At 61.8% G+C, this 12,147-nt stretch carries 10 protein-coding genes and 1 pseudogene; 9 read left to right on the top strand and 2 right to left on the bottom strand.

All coding sequences use genetic code 11. From position 1 onward, the window contains the following. Positions 1 to 3 precede the first annotated feature (3 nt). From murD to lpxC, 9 genes are all read left to right on the top strand, one after another. On the top strand, positions 4 to 1,350 hold the full coding sequence (gene murD, locus CRN80_RS02960; RefSeq protein WP_032893520.1) for a UDP-N-acetylmuramoyl-L-alanine--D-glutamate ligase: 1,347 nt from the start codon (positions 4 to 6) through the stop codon (positions 1,348 to 1,350). Next, positions 1,347 to 2,570, top strand: a complete 1,224-nt coding sequence (gene ftsW, locus CRN80_RS02955) for a putative lipid II flippase FtsW (RefSeq protein ID WP_098949545.1) — start codon at positions 1,347 to 1,349, stop codon at positions 2,568 to 2,570. Before murD ends, ftsW begins: the two co-directional genes overlap by 4 nt. Continuing rightward, on the top strand, positions 2,560 to 3,630 hold the full coding sequence (murG, locus tag CRN80_RS02950) for an undecaprenyldiphospho-muramoylpentapeptide beta-N-acetylglucosaminyltransferase (protein WP_003188675.1): 1,071 nt from the start codon (positions 2,560 to 2,562) through the stop codon (positions 3,628 to 3,630). The genes ftsW and murG overlap by 11 nt, the downstream gene beginning before the upstream one ends. Next, positions 3,623 to 5,068 carry a UDP-N-acetylmuramate--L-alanine ligase gene (murC, locus tag CRN80_RS02945; RefSeq protein WP_032893517.1) on the top strand — a complete coding sequence of 482 codons (1,446 nt, stop codon included), beginning with the start codon at positions 3,623 to 3,625 and terminating at the stop codon, positions 5,066 to 5,068. The genes murG and murC overlap by 8 nt, the downstream gene beginning before the upstream one ends. After that, positions 5,065 to 6,021 carry a D-alanine--D-alanine ligase gene (locus tag CRN80_RS02940; protein ID WP_014716974.1) on the top strand — a complete coding sequence of 319 codons (957 nt, stop codon included), beginning with the start codon at positions 5,065 to 5,067 and terminating at the stop codon, positions 6,019 to 6,021. The genes murC and CRN80_RS02940 overlap by 4 nt, the downstream gene beginning before the upstream one ends. 4 nt (positions 6,022 to 6,025) lie before the next feature. Then, positions 6,026 to 6,895: a cell division protein FtsQ/DivIB gene (locus CRN80_RS02935; RefSeq protein WP_032893516.1), complete on the top strand. Its 870-nt coding sequence runs from the start codon at positions 6,026 to 6,028 to the stop codon at positions 6,893 to 6,895. Positions 6,896 to 6,910: 15 nt separating this feature from the next. Beyond that, positions 6,911 to 8,173: a cell division protein FtsA gene (gene ftsA, locus CRN80_RS02930; RefSeq protein ID WP_003188682.1), complete on the top strand. Its 1,263-nt coding sequence runs from the start codon at positions 6,911 to 6,913 to the stop codon at positions 8,171 to 8,173. A 75-nt stretch (positions 8,174 to 8,248) separates the two neighbouring features. Next, entirely contained in the window at positions 8,249 to 9,445 is a 1,197-nt protein-coding gene (gene ftsZ / locus CRN80_RS02925) for a cell division protein FtsZ (protein ID WP_032893515.1), read from the top strand. Positions 9,446 to 9,557: 112 nt separating this feature from the next. Then, positions 9,558 to 10,469, top strand: coding sequence for a UDP-3-O-acyl-N-acetylglucosamine deacetylase (gene lpxC / locus CRN80_RS02920; protein WP_003171886.1), 912 nt, complete (start codon positions 9,558 to 9,560; stop codon positions 10,467 to 10,469). A gap of 73 nt (positions 10,470 to 10,542) precedes the next feature. Here lpxC and CRN80_RS31455 read toward each other — a convergent pair. Together CRN80_RS31455 and CRN80_RS02910 are read right to left on the bottom strand one after the other, a co-directional pair. Further along, positions 10,543 to 10,629, bottom strand: a pseudogene (locus CRN80_RS31455) (outer membrane lipoprotein carrier protein LolA); the annotation flags it as partial. Positions 10,630 to 10,637: 8 nt separating this feature from the next. Beyond that, complete coding sequence (locus CRN80_RS02910) at positions 10,638 to 12,134, bottom strand: sensor domain-containing diguanylate cyclase (protein ID WP_098949544.1); 1,497 nt, start codon at positions 12,132 to 12,134, stop codon at positions 10,638 to 10,640. Positions 12,135 to 12,147: the final 13 nt, after the last annotated feature.

Genomic DNA, 12,147 nt, shown 5'->3' with positions numbered 1-12,147 from the left:
CGAGTGTCCCTGATCGCTTCTGACCACTTCCGCATCGTTGTCGGCCTCGGCAAGAGCGGCATGTCCCTGGTTCGCTTCCTGGCGAACCGGGGCACGTCGTTTGCCGTGGCCGATACGCGGGAAAATCCACCGGAGCTGGTCACGCTGCGCCGTGACTACCCGCACGTGGAAGTGCGTTGTGGCGAGCTGGATGTCGAGTTTCTGTGCCGTGCCGATGAGCTCTACGTGAGCCCGGGCCTGGCCCTGGCGACACCGGCCCTGCAAGCGGCGGCGGCCCGTGGCGTGAAGCTGTCTGGCGATATCGACCTGTTCGCGCGCAACGCCAAGGCACCGATCGTGGCCATCAGCGGCTCCAACGCCAAAAGCACCGTCACCACCCTGGTGGGCGAGATGGCAGCGGCGGCGGGCAAGCGTGTGGCTGTCGGCGGCAATCTTGGCGTGCCGGCGCTCGACCTGCTCAGCGACGACGTCGAGCTGTACGTGATGGAATTGTCGAGCTTCCAGCTGGAAACCACCCACGACCTGGGCGCCGAAGTGGCGACAGTATTGAACGTCAGCGAAGACCATATGGACCGCTACAGCGGCCTGCCGGCTTATCACCTGGCCAAGCACCGGATCTTCCGTGGCGCCAAGCAATTTGTAGTCAACCGCCAGGATGCCCTGAGCCGTCCGCTGATGGGCGAGGGCATGCCCTGCTGGACTTTCGGCCTGGGCAAACCGGACTTCAAAGGCTTCGGCATTCGTGAAGAGAACGGCGAGAAGTACCTGGCGTTCGAATTCCAGAACCTGATGCCGGTACGCGAACTGAAGATCCGTGGCGCACACAACCAGTCCAATGCCCTGGCGGCCTTGGCGCTCGGTCACGCGGTTGGCCTGCCATTCGACGCCATGCTTGCCAGCCTGCGCACCTTTGCCGGGCTTGAGCATCGCTGCCAGTGGGTGCGCGACCTCAATGGCGTCAGCTATTACAACGACTCCAAAGCCACCAACGTCGGTGCGGCCCTGGCGGCCATCGAAGGCCTGGGTGCCGATATCGACGGCAAGCTGGTGCTGATCGCCGGTGGCGATGGCAAGGGTGCCGACTTCAAGGACCTTAAAGCGCCAGTGGCCGCCCATTGCCGTGCCGTGGTGCTGATGGGCCGCGATTCGGACCTGATCGCCGCCGCCCTCGGTGACGCTGTACCGCAAGTACGCGCAGCTTCCCTGGACGATGCGATTGCCCAGTGCAAAGCCCTGGCTCAGCCCGGCGATGCGGTGTTGCTGTCGCCCGCGTGCGCCAGCTTCGACATGTTCAAGAACTATGAAGAGCGCGGCCACCTGTTCGCCCGCGCCGTGGAGGCTTTGGCATGAGCCTCAACCTGAGAAACATCATCAAGCCATACCCGTCGCCGATCATTACCGGGCGCGGCATTGACCTTGATTTCCCTATGCTCGCCGGTTGCCTGGCGCTGCTCGGCCTGGGCCTGGTGATGATCACCTCGGCGTCCTCCGAAGTGGCTGCCGTGCAGTCGGGCAACACGCTGTACATGATGATCCGTCACCTGGTGTACCTGGTCATCGGCCTGGGCGCCTGCATCGTCACCATGATGATCCCGATTGCCACCTGGCAGCGTCTGGGTTGGCTGATGCTGATCGGTGCGTTCGGCTTGCTGGTCATGGTGATCGTGCCGGGCATTGGCCGCGAGGTGAATGGTTCGATGCGCTGGATCGGCTTCGGCGCGTTCAACGTGCAGCCTTCGGAAATCGCCAAGGTGTTCGTGGTGATCTACCTCGCCGGTTACCTGGTGCGCCGTCAGAAAGAAGTACGCGAAAGCTGGATGGGCTTCTTCAAGCCGTTCGTCGTGCTGCTGCCCATGGCTGGCCTGTTGCTGATGGAGCCCGACTTCGGCGCCACGGTGGTAATGATGGGCGCCGCCGCCGCGATGCTGTTCCTGGGTGGGGTCGGGCTGTTCCGCTTCACCTTGATGGTGGTGCTGGCGGTGGCGGCCGTGACCATCCTGGTGCAGGCGCAACCCTACCGGATGGCGCGTTTGATCACCTTTACCGACCCCTGGTCCGACCAGTTCGGCTCCGGCTACCAGTTGACCCAGGCGCTGATCGCCTTCGGTCGCGGCGAGTGGCTGGGCGTGGGCCTGGGCAACAGTGTGCAGAAGCAGTTCTACCTGCCGGAAGCCCACACCGACTTCGTGTTCTCGGTATTGGCCGAGGAGTTGGGTGTGGTGGGTTCGCTGTGCACCGTTGCGCTGTTTGTATTCGTCTGCGTGCGCGCCATGTACATCGGCTTGTGGGCCGAGAAGGCCAAGCAGTTCTTCGCTGCCTACGTGGCTTATGGGTTGGCCTTCCTGTGGATCGGCCAGTTCCTGATCAACATCGGCGTGAACGTCGGCCTGCTGCCGACCAAGGGCTTGACCTTGCCGTTCCTCAGTTATGGCGGCAGTTCGTTGGTGATTTGCTGCGCCTGTCTCGGCTTGTTGCTGCGTATCGAGTGGGAGAGCCGTACCCACCTGGGCAGCGAAGAGATGGAGTTCAGCGAGAGCGACTTCGCCGAGGAGCCGACCCATGGGCGCTAACGTGCTGATCATGGCGGGCGGCACCGGGGGCCATGTGTTCCCGGCCCTGGCTTGCGCCCGTGAATTCCAGAACCGTGGCTACACCGTGCACTGGCTGGGTACGCCCCGTGGCATCGAAAACGAATTGGTGCCCAATGCCGGCTTGCCGTTGCATTTGATCAACGTCACCGGTTTGCGTGGCAAGAGCAAGTTGTCCCTGCTTAAGGCGCCGTTCGTGTTGCTCAAGGCGGTCATGCAGGCGCGCAAGATCATTCGCGAGCTCAAGCCAGTGTGTGTGCTCGGCTTTGGCGGTTATGTGACCGGCCCCGGTGGCGTCGCGGCGAAACTCGCGGGCGTGCCGGTGATCGTTCACGAACAGAATGCCGTCGCCGGTACCGCTAACCGTCTGCTGGTGCCGTTGGCTGCGCGGGTGTGTGAAGCCTTCCCGAAAACCTTCGCCGCCTCCGACAAGCTGCGCACCACCGGCAACCCGGTGCGTACCGAACTGTTCATGGCCATTGCGCGTGACGCGCTGGCGGGGCGCAAGGCTCACCTGCTGATCCTGGGCGGAAGCCTGGGCGCCGAGCCACTGAATAAATTGCTGCCTGAAGCCGTTGCGCAACTTCCTGAGGATGTGCGCCCGGAGATCTTCCACCAGGCCGGCAAGAACCACGATGAAGTCACCGCCGCGCGTTATCGCGAGGCCGGTGTAGAGGCCAACGTACAGCCCTTCATCAAAGACATGGCCCAAGCCTATGGCTGGGCCGACCTGGTGGTCTGCCGCGCTGGTGCGCTGACCGTCAGTGAACTGGCGGCCGCCGGTCTGCCGTCCTTGCTGGTGCCTTTGCCCCACGCTATCGACGATCACCAGACCCGCAACGCCGAATATTTGGCCGGGGAGGGCGCTGCCTTCCTGCTGCCGCAAAGAACGACTGGCGCCGCCGATTTGGCCGCACGCCTGACCGAGGTTTTGATGCAACCGGAACGACTCAACAGCATGGCGAGCACCGCAAGCCGCCTGGCCAAACCTGACGCAACCCGCACCGTGGTCGATATCTGCCTGGAGGTGGCCCATGGTTGAGAATCAGAAAGCCATGCCGCAACCCGAGATGCGCCGCATCCGTCGTATTCACTTCGTCGGTATCGGTGGCGTGGGCATGTGCGGCATCGCCGAAGTGTTGCTGAACCTGGGCTACCAGGTGTCCGGCTCGGACTTGAAAGAGTCGCCGGTCACCGAGCGCCTGAAGTCCTTCGGCGCGCAGATCTTTATCGGCCACCGTGCCGAGAACGCCGCCGAGGCCGATGTGCTGGTGGTGTCCAGCGCCGTGAACACCTCCAACCCGGAAGTGGCCACCGCCCTTGAGCGCCGTATCCCTGTGGTGCCGCGTGCCGAGATGCTCGCCGAGCTGATGCGCTATCGCCACGGCATCGCCGTCGCCGGTACCCATGGCAAGACCACCACCACCAGCCTGATCGCCTCGGTGTTCGCCGCCGGTGGCCTGGACCCGACCTTCGTCATCGGTGGCCGCCTGAATGCAGCTGGCACCAATGCCCAGCTCGGCACCAGCCGCTACCTGATCGCCGAAGCCGATGAAAGTGATGCGAGCTTCCTGCACCTGCAACCGCTGGTCGCCGTCGTCACCAACATCGACGAAGACCATATGGCCACCTACGACGGCGACTTCAACAAGTTGAAGAAAACCTTCGTCGACTTCCTGCACAACCTGCCGTTTTACGGGTTGGCGGTGGTGTGCCTGGACGACCCGGTAGTGCGTGAAATCCTGCCCCAGGTCAAGCGCCCGACCGTGACCTACGGCTTCAGCGAAGACGCCGACGTGCGCGCAATCAATGTGCGCCAGAAAGGCATGCAAACCTTCTTTACCGTGCTGCGTCCTGATCGCGAGCCGCTGGACGTGTCGGTGAACATGCCGGGCAACCACAACGTGCTGAACTCCCTGGCGACCATCTGCATTGCCACCGATGAGGGCGTCAGCGATGAAGCCATCGTCGAGGGCCTGTCGCGCTTTGCCGGTGTGGGCCGTCGCTTCCAGGTCTACGGCCAACTGCCGGTTGAAGGCGGTGACGTGATGCTGGTGGACGACTACGGTCACCACCCGACCGAAGTTGCGGCCGTGATCAAGGCCGTGCGCGGTGGCTGGCCGGAGCGCCGGCTGGTGATGGTGTACCAGCCGCACCGCTACAGCCGTACCCGCGACTTGTACGACGATTTCGTCAATGTACTGGCCGATGCCAACGTGCTGCTGCTGATGGAAGTCTACCCGGCCGGTGAAGAACCGATCCCGGGCGCTGACAGCCGCAAGCTGTGCAACAGCATCCGCCAGCGCGGCCAGTTGGACCCGATCTACATCGAGCGTGGCGTGGACCTGGCGCCTATCGTCAAGCCGCTGCTGCGTGCCGGCGACATCCTGCTGTGCCAGGGCGCCGGTGATATCGGTGGCCTTGCGCCCAAGTTGCTGGCGAGCCCGCTGTTTGCTGCCGCCAAGGGGAAGTCGAAATGACCACTGACTACGGCTCCCTGTTTTCCACCCTTGCGCCTGCCGACTTCGGTCGCGTGGCCGTGCTGTTCGGCGGCAAGAGCGCCGAGCGCGAAGTGTCGCTCAAGTCCGGCAATGCGGTGCTTGAGGCGCTGCAAAGTGCTGGCGTGAACGCGTTCGGTATCGATGTGGGCGATGATTTCCTTGCCCGCCTGCAGGCCGAGAAGATCGACCGCGCCTTTCTCATTCTTCACGGCCGTGGCGGTGAAGACGGCAGCATGCAGGGCCTGCTCGAATGCGCCGGCATCCCTTACACCGGCAGCGGCATCCTCGCCTCGGCCCTGGCGATGGACAAGTTGCGCACCAAGCAGGTGTGGCACAGCCTGGGCATTCCGACCCCGCGTCACGCCGTATTGTGCAGCGAAGACGATTGTATTTCTGCGGCCAAGGAACTGGGCCTGCCTTTGATCGTCAAACCAGCCCATGAAGGCTCCAGTATCGGCATGGCCAAAGTGAACTCGGCCGCCGAATTGATCGACGCATGGAAAGCGGCAAGTACCTACGATTCGCAAGTGTTGGTGGAACAGTGGATTTCCGGTCCCGAGTACACCATCGCCACCCTGCGTGGCCAGGTATTGCCGCCCATCGCTTTGGGCACGCCCCACACCTTTTATGACTACGACGCCAAGTACCTGGCTTCCGATACTCAGTACCGGATCCCATGCGGCCTCGAAGCAACCAAGGAACAAGAATTGATGGACCTCACGGCGAAAGCCTGTGAGGCGCTGGGTATCGCCGGTTGGGCGCGGGCAGACGTGATGCAGGATGACCAAGGGAATTTCTGGTTCCTTGAAGTCAACACCGCACCGGGCATGACCGACCACAGCCTGGTTCCCATGGCAGCCCGTGCCGCCGGTCTGGATTTCCAGCAGTTAGTGCTGGCGATCCTGGCCGACAGCATTGAGCCAAGAGGCTAAACACATGAACGGCGCATCGCTTCGTCATCAGCCCCCACAAGCACCGAGCCGCAAGCCGGTGCCACGGGGTGCAAGCCGAATGGTGGCTAAAGAGCCGATGTCTTCGCGCCTGCCAAAAGCCAACTTTGGTTTTATCAAGGCGCTGTTCTGGCCGGTGCTGCTGGTGGTGTTGGGCTTTGGTACGTACGAAGGCGCGCAGCGCCTGTTGCCGTATGCCGACCGGCCGATCACCAAGATCAGTGTGCAGGGCGACCTGAGCTACATCAGCCAGCAAGCGGTACAGCAGCGCATCGGCCCATACCTGGCGGCGAGCTTCTTTACCATCGACCTGGCGGGCATGCGCTCGGAGCTGGAACAGATGCCGTGGATCGCCCATGCCGAAGTTCGCCGTGTATGGCCGGACCAGGTGACGATCCGCCTGGAAGAACAACTGCCCGTGGCCCGTTGGGGCGATGAAGCGCTGTTGAACAACCAGGGCCAGGCGTTCACCCCGCGTGAGCTGGCCAACTATGAACACCTGCCGCAGCTGTTCGGGCCGCAGCGGGCGCAGCAGCAAGTGATGCAGCAGTACCAGGCCTTGAGCCAGATGCTGCGGCCACTGGGCTTCTCCATTGCACGCCTGGAATTGCGTGAGCGGGGCAGTTGGTTTTTGACGACCGGGGCAGGCAGTTCCGGCCCGGGCATCGAGTTGTTGCTGGGACGCGACCGCTTGGTGGAAAAGATGCGCCGCTTTATTGCCATCTATGAAAAAACCTTGAAAGAACAGATTACGAACATTGCGAGCGTCGACCTGCGTTACGCCAACGGCCTGGCCGTCGGCTGGCGTACACCGGCTGCGCCCACGGCAGCACAACCCGCTGTCGCGAAGAATTAAGAAGAGGCAGGACCCATGGCAAACGTGCAAAGCGGCAAAATGATCGTCGGTCTCGATATCGGCACCTCCAAGGTGGTGGCGCTGGTGGGCGAGGTCGGGGAAGACGGCGCGATCGAAATCGTCGGTATTGGCACGCATCCGTCCCGGGGCCTGAAGAAGGGCGTGGTGGTGAACATCGAGTCCACCGTGCAATCGATCCAGCGCGCTATCGAAGAAGCGCAGCTGATGGCCGGTTGCCGGATTCACTCGGCGTTCGTCGGCGTGGCCGGCAACCACATCCGCAGCCTGAACTCCCACGGCATCGTGGCGATCCGCGACCGTGAAGTCAGCTCGGCCGACCTTGAGCGCGTGCTCGACGCTGCCCAGGCCGTGGCGATCCCAGCGGACCAGCGCGTGCTGCACACCCTGCCGCAGGACTACGTGATCGACAACCAGGAAGGCGTTCGCGAGCCCCTGGGCATGTCGGGCGTGCGTCTGGAAGCCAAGGTTCACGTGGTGACCTGCGCCGTCAACGCTGCACAGAACATTGAAAAATGCGTGCGTCGCTGCGGCCTGGAAATCGATGACATCATTCTCGAGCAGTTGGCCTCGGCCTACTCGGTACTCACCGACGACGAAAAAGAGCTGGGCGTGTGCCTGGTGGACATCGGCGGCGGCACCACCGACATCGCGATCTTCACCGAGGGTGCGATCCGTCACACCGCGGTGATCCCGATTGCCGGCGACCAGGTCACCAACGACATCGCCATGGCGCTGCGCACACCGACCCAGTACGCCGAAGAAATCAAGATCCGCTACGCCTGCGCCCTGGCCAAGCTGGCCGGTGCCGGCGAGACCATCAAGGTGCCAAGCGTGGGTGATCGTCCACCCCGCGAGCTGTCGCGCCAGGCCCTGGCCGAAGTGGTCGAGCCACGCTACGACGAGCTGTTCACCCTGATCCAGGCTGAACTGCGCCGCAGCGGCTACGAAGATTTGATCCCGGCCGGCATCGTGCTGACCGGTGGCACCTCGAAGATGGAAGGCGCGGTCGAGTTGGCCGAAGAGATCTTCCACATGCCGGTGCGCCTGGGCGTGCCCCATGGCGTGAAGGGCCTGGGCGACGTGGTGCGCAACCCGATTTATTCCACCGGTGTGGGCTTGCTGTTGTACGGGCTGCAAAAACAGACCGACGGCATTTCCCTGTCGGGCCCGAGCATCCGTGACAGCTACCGCAGCGATGACGAAGCCAAAGCGCCGTTGTTCGAGCGGCTGCAGGCTTGGGTAAAAGGCAATTTCTAAAGATTTACCGCGACACCGCAACACCCGCAACAAGCAGTAGGCGAAAAAACTAGAGAAAATGAAAGGAGAGGGAACATGTTCGAACTCGTAGACAATATCCCCGCTAGCCCGGTTATCAAAGTAATCGGTGTCGGCGGTGGCGGCGGCAACGCTGTCAACCACATGGTCAAGAGCAACATTGAAGGCGTTGAGTTCATCTGCGCCAACACTGATGCCCAGGCGCTCAAAAGCATCGGCGCGCGGACCATCCTGCAATTGGGCACCGCGGTGACCAAAGGCCTCGGCGCTGGCGCCAATCCGGAAGTCGGCCGTCAAGCCGCCCTGGAAGACCGCGAGCGTATTGCCGAAGTGCTGCAAGGCACCAACATGGTGTTCATCACCACCGGCATGGGCGGCGGTACCGGTACCGGTGCTGCACCGATCATTGCCGAAGTGGCCAAGGAAATGGGGATTCTGACCGTTGCTGTCGTGACGCGTCCGTTCCCGTTCGAAGGCCGCAAGCGCATGCAGATCGCCGACGAAGGTATCCGTCTGCTGTCTGAAAGCGTCGACTCGTTGATCACCATCCCCAACGAGAAGCTGCTGACCATCCTGGGCAAGGATGCCAGCCTGCTGTCCGCCTTCGCCAAGGCTGACGATGTACTGGCCGGTGCCGTTCGCGGTATCTCCGACATCATCAAGCGCCCAGGCATGATCAACGTCGACTTTGCCGACGTACGTACGGTCATGAGCGAAATGGGCATGGCGATGATGGGCACTGGCTGCGCCAGCGGTCCGAACCGTGCGCGCGAAGCCACCGAAGCGGCCATCCGCAACCCGTTGCTCGAAGACGTGAACCTGCAAGGTGCACGCGGCATTCTGGTGAACATCACCGCAGGTCCCGACCTGTCCCTGGGTGAGTACTCCGACGTGGGTAGCATCATCGAAGCCTTCGCTTCCGAGCACGCCATGGTCAAAGTCGGTACCGTTATCGATCCGGACATGCGCGATGAGCTGCATGTAACCGTGGTCGCTACCGGCCTGGGTGCGAAAATCGAGAAGCCTGTGAAGGTCATCGACAACACCCTGCACACCACCCAGGCCAGCCAGGCAGCTGCCGCTCCAGCCCCTGCTCGCCAGGAACTGCCGTCGGTGAACTACCGTGACCTGGACCGTCCGACCGTGATGCGCAACCAGGCTCAGGCCGGTGCTGCGGCGTCCCGTAGCCCGAATCCGCAAGATGACTTGGACTACCTGGACATCCCGGCATTCCTGCGTCGTCAGGCCGATTAATGGAATGTATCAGGGCTATGAAGGTGATTGGTGTTCAGCAAAGGTCTGGTCTGCTATTATCGCCAGCCTTTGTTGATACCAGTTCGCAATTTGCGCTGAAGCGGTCCAAGCCATGATTAAACAACGCACCCTGAAGAATATTATTCGTGCCACAGGTGTAGGTCTGCACTCCGGGGAGAAGGTATACCTGACCCTCAAGCCTGCACCTGTCGACACCGGCATCGTGTTTGTGCGTGCCGACCTGGACCCTGTGGTGCAGATTCCTGCTCGCGCGGAAAACGTTGGCGAAACCACTATGTCGACCACATTGGTCAACGGTGACGTCAAAGTGGACACGGTGGAGCACTTGCTCTCGGCCATGGCTGGCCTGGGCATCGATAACGCCTACGTCGAGCTCTCCGCGTCCGAAGTCCCGATCATGGATGGCAGCGCTGGCCCCTTCGTATTCTTGATTCAATCTGCCGGCCTGGAAGAACAGGACGCAGCCAAGAAGTTCATTCGCATTCTGCGGGAAGTGACAGTAGAAGACGGCGACAAGCGCGCCACCTTCGTCCCGTTCGAAGGCTTTAAAGTGAGCTTTGAGATCGATTTCGATCACCCGGTATTCCGTGACCGCACCCAAAGTGCAAGCGTGGATTTTTCCAGCACTTCGTTCGTAAAAGAAGTCAGCCGCGCCCGTACCTTTGGTTTCATGAGTGACATCGAGTACCTGCGCAAGCACAACCTCGCACTCGGCGGCAGCGTGGAAAACGCCATCGTGGTCGACGCGGATGGTGTACTGAACGAAGACGGCCTTCGCTATGAAGACGAATTCGTGAAGCACAAGATCCTCGATGCAATCGGTGACCTCTACCTGCTGGGCAATAGCCTGATAGGCGAGTTCAAAGGCTTCAAGTCGGGCCACGCCCTTAACAACCAGCTGCTGCGCAAGTTGATTGAGCAGACAGACGCTTGGGAAGTCGTGACCTTCGAAGATGCCAGCACCGCACCGATCTCTTACATGCGTCCCGTTGCGGCGGTGTAAGTAACAACTCTCTTTCTTTAGTTTTGAAAGGCTGCCTTCGGGTGGCCTTTTTTTATGTCCGACGTTTGCCCCCTGTAGGAGCGAGCTTGCTCGCGAAAAACCTGAGAGCACCCTGCGCATTCAGGAATCCCTCGTTATCGTTGACGTTCTTCGCGAGCAAGCTCGCTCCTACAGGGGGTGGGTTGTGGTATCCATTGTCCGGTTACGGCCGCTGTGCTTGGCCTGATACAACGCTTGGTCAGCCTTGAGCAGCAGGTCCTCAAGGGAAATACGGCTGTGCTTCTGCCAGGTACTCAAGCCGATGCTTACGGTGATCGGTTGCTCGTCCCCGGCCACTTTTGGCAAGTACTGGACCCCCTCGCGGATATGCTCGGCGATTACCCACGCCCCCTTGGTGTCGGTATTGGGCAGTACCACCGCGAACTCTTCACCGCCATACCGCGCCGCCAGGTCGGCAGGGCGGCGGATATGGCTGGCGATCACCTGCGCAACTACACGCAAGGCCTCATCGCCGCCCTGGTGACCATGGCGGTCGTTGAAGGCCTTGAAGTTGTCTACATCGATCATCAGCACGCTCAACGACTCGGTGGAGCGTTGTGCCCGGTCCCATTCCAGCCGCAAGCGTTCGTCCAGGGTGCGGCGGTTGGCCAGGCCGGTAAGGGCGTCGGTGGCTGCCAGTTCTGACAGCACCTGTTCGGCGCGATGGCGACGGCGCAGCTCCATGCACAGCGCCCAGGTCAGCCACAACAGGCCCACGCACAACACTCCGGTCGCGATGCTGACCAACCACGCCGCACGCCGCCAGGGTGCGAACATTTCATCGCTGGACAAGGCCACTGCCACGATCAGCGGCAAGTCGCCCACATTAGAAAAGCTGTAGAGCCGTGCGTGGCGATCGACGCTGGAGATGCTTTGGAAGCTGCCATCCCGTTCGCGCAGCATGCGCGCCACATTCGGGCGCTGGCTCAGGTCCTTGTCGATGATATCCACTTCCAGCAAAGGCTCTTGCGCCAGCAGGATGCCTTGGTGGTTGAGCAGGTTGATGGTGCTGTTGTTGCCAATGTTCAAGCTGCTGAATAACTGATGAAAGTACGACAGGCGCATGGACGCGACCGCCACGCCCAGAAAACGCCCATCCGGTGACGAAACGCGACGGCTGAACGCGATGCGCCAGGGGGCGGCACACTGGCAGCGCGCCATGAACGGACGGCTGATATACAAGCCCAGGTCGGGGTTGGTGCGGTGTGCCTGAAAATAATCCCGGTCGGCAAAGTTACCCAGCTTGGGCGTCAGCAGGGACGAATCGGCAATCACCTCGCCAGCCGGGTCCAACAGTAGGATATCGCCCTTGTAGGGCGCCGCAGCGGAACGATCGAACAGCACCAGGTGCCGGATGCTTTCGGAAACGTCCTGCAGGTCAGTGCGCTCGGTGGCAGTGATCAAGCCTTTGAGGGCCATGTCGTACAGTTCAACATTGCGCAGCACGTCAGCGTCGATCAATTGCGTGATGGTGTTGGCGGTGCGCTTGGCCGTCTGCAGGGTGTTGGCATGTTCACGAATCAGCAGCGCAGTGACGACCCCCACGATCAGCAACACCGTGAGCGTGCTGCCCAAGATCAGCAGGCGCTCCGGGCGGCGGTTGGGGCGGGTAGGGCTTGAACTCATCGGGCACACTTTT

The sequence above is a fragment of the Pseudomonas sp. FDAARGOS_380 genome (assembly GCF_002591235.1).
Taxonomy (GTDB): domain Bacteria; phylum Pseudomonadota; class Gammaproteobacteria; order Pseudomonadales; family Pseudomonadaceae; genus Aquipseudomonas; species Aquipseudomonas salmasensis.
This window is presented reverse-complemented; position numbering and strand designations above follow the sequence as displayed.